Annotated in this window: 24 protein-coding genes and 1 tRNA gene; 8 read left to right on the top strand and 17 right to left on the bottom strand. The window is 59.4% G+C overall.

The features are described 5' to 3' along the window. Positions 1 to 33 precede the first annotated feature (33 nt). The 4 genes from cyoD to cyoA are packed head-to-tail and all read right to left on the bottom strand — an operon-like array spanning position 34 to position 4,050. Positions 34 to 375, bottom strand: coding sequence for a cytochrome o ubiquinol oxidase subunit IV (cyoD, locus tag K5L94_RS06040; RefSeq protein ID WP_005408584.1), 342 nt, complete (start codon positions 373 to 375; stop codon positions 34 to 36). Further along, positions 375 to 1,013 (bottom strand): cytochrome o ubiquinol oxidase subunit III, encoded by a 639-nt coding sequence (cyoC, locus tag K5L94_RS06035; RefSeq protein WP_006425005.1) that lies wholly within the window; start codon positions 1,011 to 1,013, stop codon positions 375 to 377. The genes cyoD and cyoC overlap by 1 nt, the downstream gene beginning before the upstream one ends. Then, the gene (gene cyoB, locus K5L94_RS06030) at positions 1,010 to 3,007 is read right to left on the bottom strand and encodes a cytochrome o ubiquinol oxidase subunit I (protein ID WP_040008505.1); all 1,998 of its coding nucleotides are present in this window, start codon (positions 3,005 to 3,007) and stop codon (positions 1,010 to 1,012) included. The genes cyoC and cyoB overlap by 4 nt, the downstream gene beginning before the upstream one ends. A 2-nt stretch (positions 3,008 to 3,009) precedes the next feature. Then, a complete protein-coding gene (gene cyoA, locus K5L94_RS06025) occupies positions 3,010 to 4,050 on the bottom strand; it encodes a ubiquinol oxidase subunit II (protein WP_008267587.1) in 1,041 nt (346 codons plus the stop codon). A gap of 332 nt (positions 4,051 to 4,382) precedes the next feature. Between cyoA and K5L94_RS06020 the strand changes: the two genes are divergently transcribed. Then, complete coding sequence (locus tag K5L94_RS06020; protein WP_274512237.1) at positions 4,383 to 4,811, top strand: VOC family protein; 429 nt, start codon at positions 4,383 to 4,385, stop codon at positions 4,809 to 4,811. A 107-nt stretch (positions 4,812 to 4,918) separates the two neighbouring features. On the opposite strand, the gene K5L94_RS06015 is transcribed toward K5L94_RS06020, so the two are convergent. From K5L94_RS06015 to K5L94_RS06005, 3 genes are all read right to left on the bottom strand, one after another. After that, the gene (locus K5L94_RS06015; protein WP_164085720.1) at positions 4,919 to 5,215 is read right to left on the bottom strand and encodes a hypothetical protein; all 297 of its coding nucleotides are present in this window, start codon (positions 5,213 to 5,215) and stop codon (positions 4,919 to 4,921) included. Between the two features lie 107 nt (positions 5,216 to 5,322). Continuing rightward, positions 5,323 to 5,691, bottom strand: coding sequence for an immunity 53 family protein (locus K5L94_RS06010; protein ID WP_274512235.1), 369 nt, complete (start codon positions 5,689 to 5,691; stop codon positions 5,323 to 5,325). 263 nt (positions 5,692 to 5,954) lie between these two features. Continuing rightward, positions 5,955 to 6,311, bottom strand: coding sequence for a hypothetical protein (locus tag K5L94_RS06005; protein ID WP_080375989.1), 357 nt, complete (start codon positions 6,309 to 6,311; stop codon positions 5,955 to 5,957). 619 nt (positions 6,312 to 6,930) lie between these two features. Here K5L94_RS06005 and K5L94_RS06000 point away from each other — a divergent pair. Next, on the top strand, positions 6,931 to 7,299 hold the full coding sequence (locus K5L94_RS06000) for a hypothetical protein (RefSeq protein WP_274512234.1): 369 nt from the start codon (positions 6,931 to 6,933) through the stop codon (positions 7,297 to 7,299). 221 nt (positions 7,300 to 7,520) lie between these two features. On the opposite strand, the gene K5L94_RS05995 is transcribed toward K5L94_RS06000, so the two are convergent. The 3 genes from K5L94_RS05995 to K5L94_RS05985 are packed head-to-tail and all read right to left on the bottom strand — an operon-like array spanning position 7,521 to position 8,318. Next, the gene (locus K5L94_RS05995; RefSeq protein WP_274512232.1) at positions 7,521 to 7,844 is read right to left on the bottom strand and encodes a hypothetical protein; all 324 of its coding nucleotides are present in this window, start codon (positions 7,842 to 7,844) and stop codon (positions 7,521 to 7,523) included. Further along, entirely contained in the window at positions 7,841 to 8,065 is a 225-nt protein-coding gene (locus tag K5L94_RS05990; RefSeq protein ID WP_274512230.1) for a hypothetical protein, read from the bottom strand. The genes K5L94_RS05995 and K5L94_RS05990 overlap by 4 nt, the downstream gene beginning before the upstream one ends. Positions 8,066 to 8,099: 34 nt before the next feature. Further along, the gene (locus tag K5L94_RS05985) at positions 8,100 to 8,318 is read right to left on the bottom strand and encodes a hypothetical protein (RefSeq protein WP_274512229.1); all 219 of its coding nucleotides are present in this window, start codon (positions 8,316 to 8,318) and stop codon (positions 8,100 to 8,102) included. 749 nt (positions 8,319 to 9,067) lie between these two features. On the opposite strand from K5L94_RS05985, the gene K5L94_RS05980 reads away from it, so the two are divergent. After that, entirely contained in the window at positions 9,068 to 9,310 is a 243-nt protein-coding gene (locus K5L94_RS05980; protein ID WP_274512228.1) for a VOC family protein, read from the top strand. Between the two features lie 25 nt (positions 9,311 to 9,335). Continuing rightward, positions 9,336 to 9,479 carry a hypothetical protein gene (locus tag K5L94_RS05975; RefSeq protein WP_274512227.1) on the top strand — a complete coding sequence of 48 codons (144 nt, stop codon included), beginning with the start codon at positions 9,336 to 9,338 and terminating at the stop codon, positions 9,477 to 9,479. A gap of 373 nt (positions 9,480 to 9,852) precedes the next feature. Here K5L94_RS05975 and K5L94_RS05970 read toward each other — a convergent pair whose 3' ends face one another. The 5 genes from K5L94_RS05970 to K5L94_RS05950 all read right to left on the bottom strand — a co-directional run bounded on the left by K5L94_RS05970 (position 9,853) and on the right by K5L94_RS05950 (position 12,866). Then, complete coding sequence (locus tag K5L94_RS05970) at positions 9,853 to 10,122, bottom strand: hypothetical protein (RefSeq protein ID WP_274512225.1); 270 nt, start codon at positions 10,120 to 10,122, stop codon at positions 9,853 to 9,855. Between the two features lie 109 nt (positions 10,123 to 10,231). Continuing rightward, a complete protein-coding gene (locus tag K5L94_RS05965; RefSeq protein WP_274512224.1) occupies positions 10,232 to 11,221 on the bottom strand; it encodes an RHS repeat-associated core domain-containing protein in 990 nt (329 codons plus the stop codon). A 78-nt stretch (positions 11,222 to 11,299) separates the two neighbouring features. Next, positions 11,300 to 11,731 (bottom strand): hypothetical protein, encoded by a 432-nt coding sequence (locus tag K5L94_RS05960; RefSeq protein WP_274512222.1) that lies wholly within the window; start codon positions 11,729 to 11,731, stop codon positions 11,300 to 11,302. Next, complete coding sequence (locus tag K5L94_RS05955) at positions 11,728 to 11,952, bottom strand: hypothetical protein (protein WP_274512220.1); 225 nt, start codon at positions 11,950 to 11,952, stop codon at positions 11,728 to 11,730. The genes K5L94_RS05960 and K5L94_RS05955 overlap by 4 nt, the downstream gene beginning before the upstream one ends. A gap of 278 nt (positions 11,953 to 12,230) precedes the next feature. Continuing rightward, positions 12,231 to 12,866: a hypothetical protein gene (locus K5L94_RS05950; RefSeq protein WP_274512219.1), complete on the bottom strand. Its 636-nt coding sequence runs from the start codon at positions 12,864 to 12,866 to the stop codon at positions 12,231 to 12,233. A gap of 430 nt (positions 12,867 to 13,296) precedes the next feature. Between K5L94_RS05950 and K5L94_RS05945 the strand changes: the two genes are divergently transcribed. The 4 genes from K5L94_RS05945 to K5L94_RS05930 all read left to right on the top strand — a co-directional run bounded on the left by K5L94_RS05945 (position 13,297) and on the right by K5L94_RS05930 (position 17,332). Next, positions 13,297 to 14,142, top strand: coding sequence for a hypothetical protein (locus tag K5L94_RS05945; RefSeq protein WP_274512217.1), 846 nt, complete (start codon positions 13,297 to 13,299; stop codon positions 14,140 to 14,142). Positions 14,143 to 14,325: 183 nt separating this feature from the next. After that, a complete protein-coding gene (locus K5L94_RS05940; protein WP_274512216.1) occupies positions 14,326 to 14,934 on the top strand; it encodes a hypothetical protein in 609 nt (202 codons plus the stop codon). 369 nt (positions 14,935 to 15,303) lie between these two features. After that, on the top strand, positions 15,304 to 16,677 hold the full coding sequence (locus K5L94_RS05935) for a hypothetical protein (RefSeq protein ID WP_274512215.1): 1,374 nt from the start codon (positions 15,304 to 15,306) through the stop codon (positions 16,675 to 16,677). A gap of 511 nt (positions 16,678 to 17,188) precedes the next feature. After that, a complete protein-coding gene (locus tag K5L94_RS05930; RefSeq protein WP_274512214.1) occupies positions 17,189 to 17,332 on the top strand; it encodes a hypothetical protein in 144 nt (47 codons plus the stop codon). Between the two features lie 255 nt (positions 17,333 to 17,587). On the opposite strand, the gene K5L94_RS05925 is transcribed toward K5L94_RS05930, so the two are convergent. Together K5L94_RS05925 and K5L94_RS05920 are read right to left on the bottom strand one after the other, a co-directional pair. Further along, positions 17,588 to 17,663: transfer RNA gene (locus tag K5L94_RS05925), tRNA-Thr, on the bottom strand. Positions 17,664 to 17,713: 50 nt separating this feature from the next. Continuing rightward, positions 17,714 to 18,718, bottom strand: a complete 1,005-nt coding sequence (locus tag K5L94_RS05920; RefSeq protein WP_274512212.1) for a 2-hydroxyacid dehydrogenase — start codon at positions 18,716 to 18,718, stop codon at positions 17,714 to 17,716. Positions 18,719 to 18,753 lie beyond the last annotated feature (35 nt).

The raw sequence follows: 18,753 nt of genomic DNA, 5'->3' as shown, positions 1-18,753 counted from the left end.
GCGGCCTTTCTGCGTGGCAACGTCGCCAGGACGTCAGTGCATCATGTGCACGTTCATGTTGTGCATGACCCACAGGGTGCCGACCACGATGATGCCGATCACCACCACGGTGAAGGCCGCAGCGTTGACGTTCCAGCGGCTTTCCGAAGAGCGGTCCAGGTGCAGGAAGAACACCAGGTGGACCAGCATCTGCAGTACCGCGGTGATCGCGATCACCACACCGTTGACGGTGCGCGAGAAATCACCCGACATCACCATCCAGAACGGGATGACGGTCAGCACCACCGCCAGCACGAAGCCGATCAGGTACGACTTCACGGTGCCATGGCTTTCGCCGCCGGTGCCGTGGTCGTGTGCATGGTTGTCATGTGCCATTACAGCGCTCCATTGAGGTAGACGACGGAGAACACGCCGATCCAGATCAGGTCCAGGAAGTGCCAGAACAGGCTCAGGCACGCCATGCGGGTCTTGTTGGTCGGGGTCAGGCCGTACTTCTTCAGCTGCACGAACATCACCAGCAGCCACAGCAGGCCGGCGCTGACGTGCAGGCCGTGGGTACCGACCAGGGCGAAGAACGCCGACAGGAAGGCACTGCGGTCCGGACCGTAGCCCTGATGGATCAGGTGCTGGAATTCCCACACTTCCATGCACATGAAGCCGAAGCCCAGCAGCCAGGTGATGGCCAGCCACAGGTACATCTGGCCCATCTGCTTGCGGTGCATGGCGATCATGCCCAGGCCGAAGGTCAGCGACGAGGTCAGCAGCAGCGCGGTTTCCCACGCCACGAACGGCAGCTCGAACAGGTCCTTCGCGCCGGGGCCGCCATCGGTACCGCCGGACAGCACCACGTAGGTGGCAAACAGCGAGGCGAAGATGAGGCAGTCGCTCATCAGGTACACCCAGAAACCGAAGACGGTGTTGCCGCCGGTGTCGTGGTGCTCGTGGTCGTCATGGCCATGGGCCGCCGCATGCGCGGCGTGCCCGTGGCTCAGGGTCGAGGTATTGGTGCTCATGCCTTCAGCTCCGACTTCACCAGGCCCTGGTTTTCCAGGTGCTTGCGGTGTTCGTTCTCGATGCGTTCCACCTCGGCGGCCGGGACCCAGTAGTCCACGTCCTGGTCGAAGGTGCGGTAGATGAACGTGGCGATCATGCCGACGAAGCCGACGATGGCCAGCCACCAGATGTGCCAGATCATCGCGAAGCCGAACACCAGGCTGAAGGCACCGATGACCACGCCCGTGCCGGTGTTGCGCGGCATGTGGATGTCGGTGTACTTGGCCGGCTTCGGCCAGGCTTCACCACGCTGCTTGCGCTCCCAGAAATCGTCCAGCTCGGTGACTTCCGGCAGCGTGCCGAAGTTGTAGAAGGCCGGCGGCGAAGAGGTTTCCCACTCCAGCGTACGGGCATCCCACGGGTCGCCGGTCAGGTCGGCAGTCTTCTTGCGGTCGCGGATCGACACGGCCACCTGGATGATCTGGCACAGGATGCCGGCGCCGACGATGAAGGCACCTGCAGCGGCCACCAGCAGCAGCGGCTCGTAGGCCGGGTTGACGGTGCTCTGCAGACGACGGGTCATGCCCATGAAGCCCAGCACGTACATCGGCATGAAGGTCACGTAGAAGCCGATGAACCAGCACCAGAACGCGCACTTGCCCCAGAACTCATTGAGGCGGAAGCCGAACATCTTCGGCCACCAGTAGGTGATGCCGGCGAACATGCCGAACACCACGCCGCCAATGATGACGTTGTGGAAGTGGGCGATCAGGAACAGGCTGTTGTGCAGCACGAAGTCGATGGCCGGGATCGCCAGCATCACGCCGGTCATGCCGCCGATGGTGAAGGTGACCATGAAGCCGATGGTCCACAGCACGGGCGTGGTGAACTGCACGCGACCGCGGAACATGGTGAACAGCCAGTTGAAGATCTTCACGCCGGTCGGGATCGAGATGATCATCGTCGTGATGCCGAAGAAGGCATTGACGTTGGCACCCGAGCCCATGGTGAAGAAGTGGTGCAGCCACACGATGAACGACAGCACGCCGATGCAGGCGGTGGCGTAGACCATGCCCTTGTAGCCGAACAGCGCCTTGCGCGAGAAGGTCGCGATGACTTCGGAGAACACACCGAACGCCGGCAGGACCAGGATGTACACCTCCGGGTGGCCCCAGATCCAGATCAGGTTGATGTACAGCATGGCGTTGCCGCCACCGTCATTGGTGAAGAAGTGCGTACCCAGGTAACGGTCCAGGGTCAGCAGCACCAGAGTGATGGTCAGCACCGGGAAGGCAGCGACGATCAGCACGTTGGTCACCAGGGCGGTCCAGGTGAACACCGGCATCTGCATCAGCTTCATGCTGGGGGTACGCATCTTCAAGATGGTGATGAAGAAGTTGATACCGCTCAGCGTGGTACCCAGGCCTGCGACCTGTAGACCCCAGATGTAGTAGTCCATACCGACGCTTGGACTGTATTCGATGCCCGACAACGGCGGGAACGCCAGCCAGCCGGTGGCGGCGAATTCACCGATCCACAGCGACAGCATGATCAGCACCGCGCCGGACACGAACAGCCAGAAGCTGAGCGAGTTGACGAACGGGAACGCGACGTCGCGCGCACCGATCTGCAGCGGCACGGCCAGGTTCATCAGGCCGGTGATCAGCGGCATCGCCACGAAGAAGATCATGATCACGCCGTGGGCGGTGAAGATCTGGTCGTAGTGGTGCGGCGGCAGGTAACCCTCGGACCCGCCAACGGCGAGCGCCTGCTGGGTACGCATCATGATGGCGTCGGAGAAACCGCGCAGCAGCATGACGAAGGCGACGATGAGGTACATCACGCCGATCTTCTTGTGGTCCACCGAGGTGAACCACTCCTTCCACAGATAGCCCCACAGCTTGAACTTGGTGATCAGGGCCATGACGCCCAGGCCACCCAGCACCGCACCGACCAGGGTGGTCAGCACGATCGGATCGTGGGGGATCGACTCAATAGAGAGTTTTCCCAACATGTTCATTCTCCCGAACCCGCGTGGCCGGCATGGCCTGCGTGTTCGTGTTCGTTGGCATCCAGGTTTTCACCCGATTCCTTGGAATCATGCGCGTCACTGGGGGCGTGGCCCTCGTGCGCTTCATGGCTGGCGGCATCGGCAGCGGCGGCACCGGCGTGTTCGTGCTTCATGCCGTAGTGCTTGTTGTCGCCCATGTGCTTGGCGATGACCCAGTTGAACAGGCCTTCTTCGGTCTTGCCGAAGTAGGTGACCGGGTACCACTCGGCGTTGCGTGCTTCACCCAGGGCCTTGAACGAGGCCTTGTCCAGGGTCTGCTCGCCGGCACGGACCTGGTCCAGCCACTGGCGGTATTCGGCATCGGTGACCGAGTAGGCGGTGAAGTGCATCTTGGCGAAGCCCGCGCCGCTGTAGTGCGAGGACATGCCCGGGAATTCACCGGTCTCGTTGGCGATCAGATGGAGCTTGGTCTCCATCGCAGCCATCGAGTAGATCATGCTGCCCAGGTGCGGGATGAAGAAGGCATTCATCACCGTGTCGGACGTGATCTTGAAGTTCAGCGGCGTGTTGACCGGGAACTTGATTTCGTTGACGACCGCCACCTTCTCTTCCGGATAGATGAACAGCCACTTCCAGTCCAGCGAGATCGCCTCGATGGTGACCGGCTTGACGTCCGATTCCAGCGGCTTGTACGGGTCAAGCGCGTGCGACGAACGCCAGGTCAGGACCGCCAGCACCAGCACGATCATGCACGGAATGGACCACACCACCACCTCGATCGCCGTCGAGTGGGACCACTTCGGCTCGTAACGGGCCTTGGTGTTGGAGGCGCGATACTTCCACGCGAAGGTCAGGGTCATGATGATGACCGGGATGACGACCAGCAGCATGAGCACGGTGGCCGTGATCAGCAGGGTCTTCTCATCCTGGCCGATCTGGCCCTTCGGACTGAGGATGGCCACGGCATCGCAGCCGGTGAGCATCACCAGCAACGACAGCAGCAGGCCCGGGCGCAACCAGCGCCCAAGGGTTTTCAACGGAATCATCGGTCGATCCAATTGCGAGGGAATGCCGTTCCCCGTCCTGCCTGTTCCGGCCAAAGCCGGTCCCACCGGTCCGGGGACAGGCAGGGAGGTGGGGTCGAGTCAGCCCTACAATTTTAGGCCGTCACCCACCATTTAAGAAAGGCATTGACAATGATCGAGCGCAGGAAAGGCGCCGATCTGGCTGCGACACGTTGTCGCACCGCGCGCCCGCGGGCTGTCCAGCCGCACGGGCTCGCAGCGTAACACCGGGCCCGGCCACGCCAAAGCCACCGGACCGGCAAAGCCTACTGAACGCGTTCAGCCAATCAACGACCCGACCAGGAGCCAGGAACATGGAGCGCCCCTTCAGCATTCAACGTATCGATCATGTGGTGTTCCGGGTCCGGGACCTGCCGCGCAGCGTGGACTTCTATCTGCAGGTGTTGGGCTGCACCGTGGCGCGGCAACGCGATTCTCTGGGCCTGGTCCACCTGCGCGCGGGTGCGTCGATGATCGACCTGATCAGCCTCGACGGAACCCTGGGTGGCCGCGGGGGCGTCGGCCCCGGCACGGAAGGCCGCAACGTCGACCACCTGTGCCTGCGCATCGAGCCCTTCGACGAGGCCGCGCTGGTCGCCCATCTGACCGCGCACGGCGTGCAGGTCCTGGCGCCGGCCGAGGTCAACTTCGGCGCCGAGGGCGATGGCCTGTCACTGTACTTCCATGACCCCGATGGCAACTCCATCGAACTGAAAGGGCCAGCCCAGAAAGACGCCACGTGAACACACAAGCGGCCACCCGTAGCGAACAGACGAGATCAAGCGCAGCGAATGGGGCGCCGTACCAAGTACCGACGGATCTTTCGAGCAGACGGGTCTTTCATGGAGGTCTAGCCAGTCAATACTGCAGCTACAACGAAAGCGGCCACCGTGATCGCCAGTGAAGCACGTATGACCAACACCTCACTGCGAACCGCGGGCATGGCCTGTATCGGCGCCCTTTTCTCAAGCCCAAGCACGACTGCCAGATACGTTGACTGACCGCGCAGGCCAAACGGCTCCGGACAACCGAGGCTCTGCCACAACTCTGGATGCAGTCTCGGAACGCGCCTTGTAAACCGGAAGAAGACCATCAGGTAGATTGAAACGGATATAAATGCCACCGAGAAAATAACGTTGTGCAACATGGCAGCTTCCCTGAAGTGAGCTCGACATCGGACGCAACATCCTGCCATCCCCATGCCCGGCCGATCACCGGCCAAGCGTCCAGAAGCATACGCTGATTAAGGACGGATCATCTCCGTAGCTTTCCGGAATGCCTGCCATGGCTATACCCGACGCCTTCGCTTGGCGCGTCGCAACTGTCGGCGCCGCTCTCCCCGGCGAAATTCAAGAACTGAAGTACCATCTCCTCCAGGTTAAGCACGCCCCCACAAGCAATGTAGCGCCGATCAGAAATTTCGGACTGAATCCAGTCTGCTTCTGAACGATCGACGCGCGTCCTGGGCAGCGAATACTCACTAAGCTCCGTGTCAATCAAGTCGATAGTGAGAATCCACCCTGGGTTGTCCAGTGTCTCAATCTTGATGCCATAGGAGTGCTCCCAATCTTCGTCGCAGTGCTTCGTGTACCATCTTTGCAACAGCGTAATCGCAGTGTCCATAAGCAATCCCCGTTCCGCTTTGGCGGCCCTTCTGGCAGCGCCTAACGCATACCCTTCTGCCCTGCACTTTTACATGTGATGTGGTAACGACAGATCCATCTGGCTGCAGCACCCTGTCGCAGGACTTTCTGTCAGCGCGGGCAGCCAGCGTAGCATCCGGCCCAGCCGAGCCAAAGCCGCTAGACCAGCAAATTCCGCTGAACGCATTTGGCAATGGCGATTCACCGCACGAGGGCGTCAGCGGTCGCCCAAGCCAGTTGAGGTCAGGCCGGCCGCACTTCCCTGCACACCAGTTCAGCCAGTTCGCGGCATGCGAAGAACAAGCCCTCGACGACGCCCTCATCCAGATGCCGGTCGGGCGTGGCCATGGATTCGCAGCGGCTGGCCGCATGCAGCATCTCCACTGCGGTCAGCATGCCCACCGCCGCGCGGTCGATCCTGGCCAGGGACTGACGGCGGCCGTCTGACAGGTTCTCTTCCGGCCACAGCATGCCATCGGACCCTTCGCCATCGCGGATGCGCTTGAGGCAGCCCTGGAAGGTGCTGAGATCAAAGGACGGGTTGTCGTCGTCGTTGGTGGGTTCATCGACGGGGAATGGCGGAATCTTGCGAGTGGTCATGGCGTCGGCTTCCGTGGCTGTACTTAGCAGCGCCACCGCGCGGAAGCGGGGTGGCGGACGGTGCGGGTTCCAAACCGGGACAGATAGTTACCATTGACCGGCGGGTCCGAAGACCCCCACGCACCGCCCGCCATAAAGGCCGACGGATTGCCAGCCGGCACCGCTTCAGGACGGTGCCGACTGGCAAGCGTAAGTAACATCTGTCTCGGGTTTGGATGCCCGGCCACCCTTTTCCGGTGGCGCGCTATGTTGTTTACGCCTGCACCTTCGATTCAATGAGAAAAATCCGAAAGGTTCGGATGCATCGAAAGGAGCGGTACGAATTGTTGCATGCGCGGTAGATGGCGCGGGCGACACGAGAAGACGCGAGTGCGCTAATGCTTGGGCGGCGACGACATGAGGTGCCGCAAATAGCTTGTAGATCTTTGAGACCCGTGACGTTTCCCGCTTACCAATAATTGTATGAAGCAGCCTGGCCGAATGGACGGCCAGTTGGCGGCGCCGTGCGATCTGTCGCAACTGGCCGACCGATCATGCAGAAAGCGACAGGCGATTGGCTTCCGTTTTGCCATCCATGGGCTGGCACTACTGTGCAATGCCCGCCCTCCAGCCGGCGGCCATGGCGCTGCGCTACCGAAGCACAAACAAAAAGCCCGACCAGAAGCGGAGCTTTTCATTGCAACTGAAACCGCAAGCAGAAATCGAACCTACGACTCGCCACTTGGGAGTCGACATCAGTGACTATTCACCCGCCTTGCGCATCAGGCGATCCAGGGATGGAAAGGACGAAATCAATGATCTCTTCGATCTCCAGGCCTCGTTGATTGGGCTCATCATCAGCGCCCAAACCAGTCTCCAACAACTCCTGAACCAAGGTATTGATCAGCAACTCGCGATCACGTTCAACCAGGCTTCCAAAGCCTTCCCCAGGCAACTGAAGGTTGCGCTTCGCTGCGACTTCAACCAACAGAGGAGGCAAATGGGATGAGACTATCCTCTTCATTTCACGGACCTTCGGGTCTCTCAACCCACCGCACTTTCTGGAGATGCCATCGTGTGCACGATGCCGTTGCCGCACATGAACCGCTGGATGTAGCCATTCGCATATTAACGAACGTCGGCAGCGAAGCTCCCGACCCGCTCAACCTGACCTGGCGCATCTGGCGATTAGTCTTCCATCAGCCCGCTCGGCTACGCCCACCAAGACAACTAGGAACCGATCTTCAATATCCCAAGAACAACCAAAAGCATCAGGGCACTGAGCCAAGCGTAGTGAAACCCAACCCCCTTGAAGAGAGTTCTGGAGAACCATGGAAGATCACGCCCTGCCTTACCGAAGCCCAGCCGCAACACGCCACGAATGCAACCAAACCACCAATCAATACGATCTATTCCTACACCTCTTAGCAATTCCGGAGCGTGCACCTTCAATTCGTAGAGCGCTCGATGCGCAAGCAGCGCGTTAACGAACGCCAGCGAATATAGCAATACAAACAGAACACGATATTCAGAGAATAGCTGTTCGATGCTCATTTGTCGTACGCCACTGTGTCGTCAAACATGCGGGAAGATCCAGAATAGCTACGGATGGATGGACCGACAGCGCCGATCGTATCGAAGCCAGCGCCAGCGTCGCAAGTGAGCAAGACCCCAATAATCTTGGCCTTGACGTTAACCACAATGCCAGGCAGCAATTTTACCCCCCCTTCATTTACAACCGGAATCAATCGAATTTCGTGCTGGCGCAGGGCCATCCACTACCTTGCCGACCGGCGCGCCATACGACTCTTAATGAGTGCGCTCGATCAAGGTGCCAGAGGCATCCGTACTCGCAACCGGGCTTCCCAGCGCATCGGTGTGCAGGTAGGCGATCTTTGCGTCCGGGCCTGCGTAGTCCCGGCGAGCGATCAGGCTGCCGGCCAGGTGGAGGTACTCGCGCCCCGGCCCCTTGCGGCCATCACTCTGGAACACCAGCCGAGCGTCCTGCACGTACCGCGAAAGCACCACTCCAAGTCCTGGAGCCAGGCAGGTCGCCAACGGAGACCAAGCTCAGAGCGATGGATGCACGGAACGGAAACTCCCGACACCATAGGGCCGATTTCAAGGGTGAAACCAGTTCCTCGAATTACTCTACCCTTCAGTGCCGCAAGCACTCACAGTCACGGCGAACGTTGGCAACCCGGCCATTGAGCGGCTTGTGTTTTTGATGCAACCGAGTTCACGAAAGAGCGTACTCCTATCGCCTTCGATGCGGGCTTTGCCACCACTGCTTCAGCGCAAGGAGGAGTTGAAGGATTAGAAAGATCGCCGCGAAGTAGCCCCAAATCCGCAAACCGATATGCACAGCATCCGGGTGATGGCGGTACGCAAGAACTGCGAAATACGTAAGGCCAAAGAACGCAGCGAGGAGCTGAGTTCCTAGAAGGCCTTTTATCATGGAAGTCATTTCTTTCTCTCCAAATCTTTCTGTACGACAGCTGCCCCTGCTCCCACGAAGCCCTGGCCCGCTTGGGAAGCCGCATCCTGGAGTGCCGATTGTCTGCGAAAAGCCCACTGAACGCGTTCGGCCAAGCAGTGCAACCCGGTAGGAGAACAGGATCATGGACCGCCCCTTCAGTGTTCAACGCATCGACCACCTGGTGTTCCGGGTCCAGGACCTGCCACGCAGCGTGGACTTCTAACAACGGGTGCTGGGTTGCGGCGTGGCGCGGCGGCCCGATCATCTGGGCCCGGTCCATCTGCGCGCCGGCACGCCGATGATCGACCTGGTCAGCCTCAAGGGAACGCTGGGCCGCCGCGGCGGAGCCGGCCCGGGCAAGGACGGCCGCAATGTCGACCACCTGTGCCTGCGCATCGAGCCCTTCGACGAGGCCGCGCTCGTCGCACACCCCGCCGCGCACGGCGTGCAGATACTGGCGCCGACGGAGGTCAACTTCGGCGCCGAGGGGACGGCCTGTCGCTCTACTTCCATGACCCGGACGGCAACACCATCGAGCTGAAGGGTCCGGCCCAGGAAGACGGAACATGAAACCGTCGCCGGCCATCCGCAGCGGCAGGATCGACTTCAAACGCAGCGAGCGGGCGCTGTACCACGCGCCGACGGGATCGTTCGAACTCGATGTCCCTGAACACCCACCGTTCACCCAGATGGAGCGCCTGCCCCTTTGAAGTAAGGGCAAGCTCTGCAATACCACGCAAGCAACCAAGCCACCAATCAACCTTGATGATTCCGACTGCAGCGAGAACTCCTGGCCGTTCACGCTCGATTTTCAGCAGCACCCTGTGAGTCGGAAATGCGTTTATCCAAATAGCACCTGGAATGACAGGACTCAAAACGGGGGAGCCCTGAAAGAATCCCATTGACTAGATCCACACACCGCCCCCCCCAATCGATACATGCCGCCACAGCACGTGCGTGGAATTCGGAATTCGGGATTCGGGATTCGGGATTCGGAAAAACATGCAATAACAGACCTTATCAATACGCAGGGATCCAAATACAGATATCCCCACAGACGCTTGCGACCATCAATCCACCCTCTCAGCCCACGCCCCACTCCTCGATACTCTTCTCGACCGCCAATATCTGCTCTTCCGCATAGACCCTATCGCGAAAACGGATATCAGCATCATCAAGATAATGCCAGATCACATGAGGGACATTCATTTCGGAAGCACTTGATTGAAGGACGCACTTGAGAGCCTCCGCCCTCCTGTACCAGGCAGAGACTTGCTCCGCAGAAGTAGGCTCGGATTCCAACAACATTCGCAGACAGGCAACAGCGGACTTCATTTCATCAGCGCCACGCATATAGGCACCTATTTCCTTACCCACCGAGGATCAAACAATACAAGATGAGCGGCCTCACCGCGAGCAGCGGGTCCATAGTTGATATGAAGAATCGGTGTACTTCCACTATTTATTGGATGAAGGTCAAGACGAAGCCCCCACTGCCCTCCTTTCCAGCGAACTCCCGCCAGTCGTCCATTGGCATGCAAACCGCCAGGCGAGGGGCGTCAAACGAGAGATTTCTCCACGTGTTTGCCGCTCCACCTGCTATTGAACGTGAGGCTGCCGCCAGATAGGGGATGCCAGCGTCAGCGGCAATCGCCGCGCCACCTACTACGCCGGCCCCCGATATGACCGCACCGGCCGCGTCAACTCGAGCGGGATCCCATGCCATGTCATACGTACCAGTCTTCCAACCAATGGCACTGGGAACAGGAACTCTCCCGTCTGCGGTCGGAGCCCCAGTTGATCCTGCCCCTGACGGACTCTCGACAGCGCTTCCATTTCGAGATCCACCACCTAAGGTTCCCATCCGTGAACCGGGTGCCACTCCTGCCCCCTTGATGGCGCTTCCAACAGTAGCCACCCGTGCGCCGCGAACCTTTTCCTCTGCGGCACGACCATCCGGATCGGTAAACCTGTATGGGTTACCGTTTGCATAATAGCAGCGACCGAATGCTGCTTCTGTAGCCGAGATAGGATCGAAAGACAGAAACGCACCCACCTCTGGATCGTAATACCGCTGCTGCATGTAGCTCAGCCCGGTCTCACCATCCATCACATGCCCGGTGTAGCCAGGGCCATCCACCACCTTGCCGATCGGTGCGCCATACGGCTCGTAATGAGTACGCTCGATCACGTTGCCGGAAGCATCCGTACTGGCAACCGGGCTTTCCAGCGCATCGGTGTGCAGGTAGGTGATCTTGGCGTCGGCGCCTGCGTAGTCCCGGCGAGCGATCAGGCTGCCGGCCAGATGAACGTACTCGCGCCCCAGCCCCTTGCGGCCATCACTCTGGAATACCAGCCGACCGTCCTGCGCGTACTGCGAAAGCACCACTCCCAGCCTTGGGGCGGAGGCAAGGGTGCGGCGTACTAGCGTAGTCATTGAGCGGCGCTTCATGCGCCTTACAACCGAGCGCACGGATTACGATGACTTTGCCACAGATGTTGTTTATCTCAACGGCATTGAGGAGTAAAACTACCTTTCGCAGTAGTAGGGATAAACAGAAAATGATAGCGAGCGAGCTGCGTCAGCTGCGATGACTTCCGCATCGCCAAATGCTGCATAGGCAATGCTCGCCCGCAAGGCTTGACCTGGCTCCAAGTGAACCTCGCCGCATCCTCCGGGGCAGTACGCAGTCATGGCTGCTTTCGGATGCAGAGGACCGTCGGTCGTGGTCAGAATGGCTCCTTCGTACCCCGTCGGAAACGTCCCATTTTCGATAGGCCAGCTTTCCTTTGAGAGGCAAAGAGTCTCGTCAGCGGCAGAGGCCAAAACTACATCGTAGCGCTTTTCCGTAGCGCGGTCAGTCACAGAAACAATGAAATCCTTAGAGTCCGCACGCCGAAGCTGAGTTGCGCAGGCCGGTATCAACGTGCACAACAAGGTAGCTGCCAGTAATTTTTTCATCGAGCCTGATCCATGATGTGGTCCGGATTGATAAGACGCTGCTCGCTGGGCAACGCCCCGAAGATACTTTGCTGCTGAGGGGTTCCGAATTTGTATGCCGTGTCGCCATTGAAAAACTGGTCCTTATAGCCCAGCACGGCATGCCCGGCTTCATGGCCAGCCCCCCAAGCCAATCTGGAGGAATCATTAAAACCCGCATGCGTCGTGTTGATGATGACCATTTTCGGTCCGGCAGTAGGGACCCCTGCCAGGGTATCTCCACCCCCCATAAGTTGCGGTGATTTGTGCGCCCGTCATGCCATTAGCCGGAATGGCTCCTGCGCTGGTATCCCGCAATGCCGCAGCCATGGAACTCATATCCGAGGCTGTCTTGGACATGTTCTCTGCCGTCGCTGAGCCAGCACCAAAATTACGCTCAAATGCCTTCTCGGCTCGCTGACCCGAGTGGGCAGCGTAGAGCTTTGCACAGAAGGTCTCGGCAGAGTTCATGGTGCCCTCCTCACTTGACCTTAAACATGCGATCCACCCTATCCCCCAACGCATCAAACATATGGCGCACGGGGAATAGCTCCTGCGGGACCGGTTTACGCCGCCGCCATACGGTGACCTCCCGCCCTGGACGAAGTGCCATGTGGGAAAACGCCGGGCCCAAACCAGCACTGGACACCGCAACGTAGAGCATCATGTTCGGCAGTTGAATCACGTAGACCGGATGACCCCCAAAATCTACCGGATAAGGGGTCGCAAGGAACCCCGCGAGGTCACTGCGGGTCAATATGATAGCGACCTCACGGCCACCATGAATAGTCGCCCGGCCCCCTCGAAGTGCCTTTAGGGCCTCTCCTGCTATCACTGGCACGTCTACAGACTTCACCTCCCAACGATCGCTGAAGTGAGCGCGTAAAAGAGTATTCATCGCGAAAGAGTGCAGCCGCTCGGGATCAGCGTCGAAGGTGGGCAAGCTTGCAGCACGCCATCGCACCGTCGGAAGGGTCAGCGCTAGAGCCTGTCGCCTGAACATGATTGCGTAGCTATCGGCGGGGCCAAATAGACGTTCGCACTCCAGGCATGCCAGGTGTTCATCGAACAGCCCTGCGATTGCGAAAGACGCGCGCGGGCCGTTTGTCGTGGACATGGATATCAGCTTCCGCTCATCCCCCGCAGCCGCTTTTGAGAGAGCGTCGGGGTATATATGGCAGCGGATGAGCTTCGGAGCCGGCCTGCTGCAGATTTTGCAGATGGGCATTCGTTGTTCCCCCTGATGGCCCGCCAGGGAGCCGCAGGCGATCCAATGCTAGCAGCAAGCCCCTAAGAAGAGCCACGAAGGGGCCGGCGCAGCTGCCAAACTGGCCTCGAGCAACCTATGCCCCCCCAATCTCCCCTGATATTGTTCGCCCGAGGTACGCAGCGACGGCCACCAACGGTCTTCATGGCGCGGAAGGCATTGGCACTTACGCCAAGCTGATGCCAGAAGTGGCCGGGCCGCCGCAAGAACTACGCCCGCCGACATGTTTGACCTTCAGGGGCATGTGACCCTGCCGTCCAATTAAAACTGGTGTAACGCCATGCGCTTCAATCAAATACAGATCTTGGACACCATCCCCCGCGCGGAACGAAACACTGCGATGCGGCTTTACGATGACCTCTTGATTCGCGCTAACGTATTTGCGCCAAGTCCGGAAGTCTTGTATCAGCGGGTCGAGAGCAGTCGCGAGGCGTTGGAGTTCCTGCAAACCATGGCGCAGCGAGTAGTTGAAAGTGGCAACATACCGGTTTTGCACATTGAGTGCCACGCCGGTGACGAAGGAATCAGGTTTGCCGACGATACAACCTGCACTTGGCTTGAGCTAAAACCCTACTTGACGGAACTCAACCTAGCCACTGAAATGAATCTTTTGGTAGTCATGGCTTCCTGCGACGGGCACGCGATCACTCACACTGTTCAACCAGTCGATAAAGCCCCACTATTTGCCCTCATCGGATCAACCTGCGAATTATCCCCCCCTGAAATAGAGCGCGGCTTCCTAGCCCTTTACAGCACGCTATTCCAGACGCGGACGGCCTCCCTGGCATTCAGAGCACTCTGCGAGACCCGACCTGACACATACGTCTACCGAAGCGCAGAAATGATCTTTCAGGCTGTATGGGACTATTGCCAACAGACGCAAGAAACGGAGCATGGTCGTCGTTTGCGGGGCGAGGAGTTCGTAAGAAAATATCAGGCTTACATCGGACCCGAGGTCACTGCTGATATGGTGGCCGCCCTATATCGCGAAAGAAACCGACACTTCTTCGACCTGTTCCGACGTAAGTTTTTCTTGATTGACCGATATCCACATCACGAACAGAGATTTGCCGTGGTCTATAGGGCACCCGAGGATTACGAGGCAGCTGCACCAAGTCAGGAATGACATAGTCGCAGACAGCCATACATTGCCTTTTGCCGTTCCCCGAACCCATCGCAAGGAATGCTCGTGGCCGCTCCCCCCCTTAAGTCGCAGACCCTTCGTAACCGAGCTGGAGAGGTCCGCCACCTTGTCTACCTTGCCCAGCTGACACTGACTCGTCTCGGACATCGAGTCGATGAACGGACTATGGTCGTCCTGCCGCTGGTCCTTTCCTCATTGGGCATGGCTGATACGGTCTGCTTCCTGCTAGAGGCGGCGCCTGAGCGCTACTGGGTAGGCGCGGCCGCGCTGCAACGGGCACAGATTGAGCACCTACTGCGAGCTGCGTACTTTTCCCGCGCAGCGACCGAAGAAGAAGTGGAAGCTTTTAGGACTAAGGGAGAGTTGCCAAGGCGTCCTCACGACAGGCCCGACCGCCCAGATCGCACCATCTACCTTCGAGAGATTGCCCAAGAGGCGTACCAGGATGTGCTTGGCGACGATCTGCCCAAGTTGCTGGCCATGATCAAGAACCATCACGGAGACCTGTCAGGGTTGCTGCACGGAGGAAAGGAGATAGTCGATGTCTACAGCCGCATGCATGACGAGCTGGGCAATATCGAACTTGAGTGGGATGAACTGCTAGGAACGGTCGACAACGTGGCAGTGTTTGTGCAATTTGCCGTAGGCGTGGCAATGGGCCTTTCCCCGCTGGAACCGGAGCAGATCGATGCGGCTGCGCGGGCGTCCTACGAGCAAGGAATGGCCTACATGCATGAGCGGCCAAGAGCAGCGACTGAGCCGGAAGAGCGATAAGGGATATCTGACATGTTCAAGAAGATTGCAGACGCAATGGCTCGCCGTGCAGCGGAAGCCAAGCTAGAGAAAGACCGCACAGGTGATCGACGTTCGAAGCGTCGGTCTACGTATGGATGGACCTACCGCCGTGCGCGCGCTTGGCTTCACTGACGACCCGTCGCAGGTAGGAATAAGAGACCGTCTAGCGCTATAGATTTGGATGGGGAACCCATGCTCCCTCTTCAAGTTACCCCTTCGGCTCCAACCTTTTCTGTTGACTGATTAGCCGGTCCATTAATCAACCCACCTTCTTCCAGCGTCCAGTCCACCTCAATTGCACGTGAGGTGTCACCGGCTGCTGCCTTCTGCTACCTTGGATTTAAACTCATGCCCCTCCCTACTGCTGCCTACGCCCTTGCCTCTGACCCGACCGGTCACATTGCTGCTACCGTCGCTCGTAAGGCGCGCAGCAAGGCGTTCAAGGCAACCCATTCCAATGGAACCAGCCACAAAGCCAAGACGCCCGGTGCACTCCGAAAGCGCGCTCCGAAGGTCTCCCGAGTGCCCACCAACGTGGCACCTCATGACACCGCCGGTCGCCTCCGTCAGATGGGCTTCAAGTCCGCCTCAGGCGTGAACTACCTGCGTGCCTGGGTCGCCCTGACTGGCCCCGGATCCTCCTACGGCGTTGCGCTACCCATGCAGGTCGCAGCCGCGCGCACTGTCGCCCAGCTCCGCATTGCCATCGCCAACTGCGACATGGAAGGCGAGCCGGTATTCATCTGGATGGACCCAGACGACTGCAAAATGCTTCTTTACTGGCACCTTCCTGACGAAGAAATCCAGCCCTACCGATCGGTGTTTGGGCTGCAAGCCCTCACCAAGCGTAATGACGTGTTGGAAGTCCCTTACAGCGCCTTCCCCGAGAACGTCAACACGCCCGCCTATCGCCAGCAGGCCGTCCACATGGACCATGTACTAAGCCGGGACCGGCCCTCAATATGGATCGATCCCGACTGGACCAAGCATCCTGTTCTGGTTGTAGGCGGGGCAGTATCGGCAACGCTTGTGATCTGCCTGACCTATTTCAATCAGTTCGCACTTCCCCAGAGGACTGCGAGATTGGAGGACCAGGCGGCGAATGCGACTGAGGAAGCTGGCAAGCTAAAAGAAGAGTTGGTCGCTCAAGAGCAGCTCACCGAGCGCACTCAGAAGGAGGTTACGCGGCTCAAGTCGCGTGAGGAGCACCTGTCGAGTCTGCTATTGGAGGCACGTACGGTGGATGTATTTGTCCCTGGAACTGGGTATCCGAGCGGCTTCGCTACAGCAAAAGTAGGGATGAAGGAGGCTGATATGCACTCAGCCTATCCGAAAGGTGCGGTTGAGGTTGAAGAGATGGGGTACCTAACGGTCAATCTCGCCAATTCACCCTTTGGTCGCGCCGTATACTATTTCGATGAGTCAGGGCCGGATCGCAGGGTTTCGCACATTCGCTTCTCTTTGAAGCTGAACTACGGGAAGGAGCATCAGGACATCGTCAAAAGAATATCCGAGAGTCTGGGTAAACCGTTGATGGTGACGACGAAATACTATGCATGGCCGGCCCGTGATGGCACCGACGTACTAGTAACTGATAGCGACGGTTTGATGATCATTCGTCAGGGTCATAGGCCTACCTATTGGCTTGGGGGCAAGGAGTACGATGCTCTCTGCAAGAAGCTGGCCAAGAGTGAATGCTTGGCCGGTGAGCCGAAGCGGTAAGGTGGGCCAAGGCTATCGCCTCGCTTAAATTTTGCCCCCACCTCCTGCCGCAAATCTTGGCCCCGGAGTCGCAGCCATGCCGAGGGAGTGCCGGCTTCGATGGCCACGCATCCGGGTGAAAGCTGCCAGGGTACGCGTGACGCCCACTTAGGATGCCTCCCCGCACCGATGGCGAATCTGCTATTGCCCTGTTAAGAAGGCGCGAAGCCTATGCTCAAGGCTCCGCCAAGCTCACATAAGGCTTGATCAACGCACGTATCTGGCTCACCCAGTTCCGAATCGAATGACTTAGGCACCTCGCCCTCAATCCGATCCAACCCTGCAGCCATCTGTCTTTTTCAACTTCGCAAGCAATTGTGTCGCCTCATTGATACAGGGCCGCCGCTGAGCCACCGTTTGGGCCATTTGAGTCACCCGCACGTCCGAAGACTCCTGGAAAGCTACTTAGGCCGCGAAGGGTCCTCAGGAGGTCTTACACTTGTAGCACTTGGAAACAATGCCGGAGTAGCCAATGGACGTCCAGAAGGTCGAGGACTTGATCGACAAGCTCATTGCCGATGCATCCAAGACAGACGCTCAATCGCAATGGTTGCGGTTTGTTGTGGGCGCTTTGGCGTTCTGCACAGTCGCCATGCTGACCAAGCTCTTCCTGTAGAAGAGACGAAGCTACCTCCACCCTTCCGAGTCACTCCATCGAACCGGACGTCGTTGTGGACGTGGGCCCTAGCATTGCGGGTGCGCGCCGTAGGCAACAAGTCGGCGAATTACGCGCACAGCTTGAGGACAATCCGGTACTGCGCAGAAAGCCATATCACTGCACATCATCGCGGAAAAAGCGGCGCACCCACGCTTCCCTCATGCTGTACCTGCGGGGTCCGCAAGTAACTGATTTTTCAGTAAAACTAGACCATGGTGCCGGAAACAGGAGTCGAACCTGCGACCTACGCATTACGAATGCGCCGCTCTACCAACTGAGCTATTCCGGCGTAGCCCGCGATTTTACGGGCTGGGCGCCCCGGCGGTCAATCCACCCGGCTCAGCCCGCCTCTAACCGGTTGGCGCAGGGCCGCCCGGCGGCGAAGTCGGCCAGGTTGCCCAGCGTGATCGCCGAGATCTCCTGCAGCGCCTCCACGGTGAAGAAGCCCTGGTGGCCGGTCACCAGCACGTTGGGGAAGGTCATCAGGCGCTGGAAGGCCTCGTCGTCGATGATCTCGCCGGACAGGTCCTGGAAGAACAGCGCGCTTTCCTGTTCGTAGACGTCGATGGCCAGATGGCCGAGCCGGCGCGACTTCAGCGCGCGGATCACCGCGTGGGTGTCCACCAGTGCGCCACGCGAGGTGTTGACCAGCATCGCGCCGGGCTTCATCCGCGCCAGCGAGGCGTCGTTGATCAGGTGCTGGGTGTCGGGTGTCAGCGGGCAATGCAGCGAGACGATGTCGGCACGCGCCAGCAGTTCGTCCAACGCCACCATGTCTCCCACCCCGGCAAAGGCCGCCGACGGATACGGGTCGTGCCCCAGCACGGCACAGCCCATGCCCTTGAAGATGCGCGCGGTGGCCAGGCCGATCTTGCCGGTACCGACGATGCCGACGGTGCGGCCATGCAGGGTGCGGCCAAGCAGGCCATCAAGCATGAAGTTGCCTTCGCGCACCCGGTTGTAGGCACGATGGGTCTGCCGGTTGAGGGTCATCACCAGCGCCAGCGCGTGCTCGGCCACGGCTTCGGGCGAGTAGGCCGGCACCCGCGCGACGAACAGGCCCAGTGCCTTCGCCGCAGCAAGATCGACATTGTTGAAGCCCGCGCAGCGCAGCAGCACCGCACGCACACCGAGCGAATGCAGGGCGTGCAGCACTGGCGCGTCGAGGCGGTCATTGACGAACACGCAGACGGCGGCGCAGTCCTGCGCCAGCGCTGCGGTATGCACATCCAGCGCGGCATCGAAGTAGACGAACGCGTAGCCCTGCCCGTCCGCATCACGCTGGTTGGCTTCGTCCAGGAAGCGACGGTCGTAAGGGCGGGCGCTGAAGACGGCGATCTGCATGGAAGGACCTGGGTGGGATGCCCTGCCGACCATAC

It is taken from the genome of Stenotrophomonas forensis (genome assembly GCF_028752115.1).
Lineage (GTDB): Bacteria > Pseudomonadota > Gammaproteobacteria > Xanthomonadales > Xanthomonadaceae > Stenotrophomonas > Stenotrophomonas forensis.
Note: the sequence above shows the minus strand (reverse complement) of the source record. Positions and strands in the feature narration are given on the sequence as shown.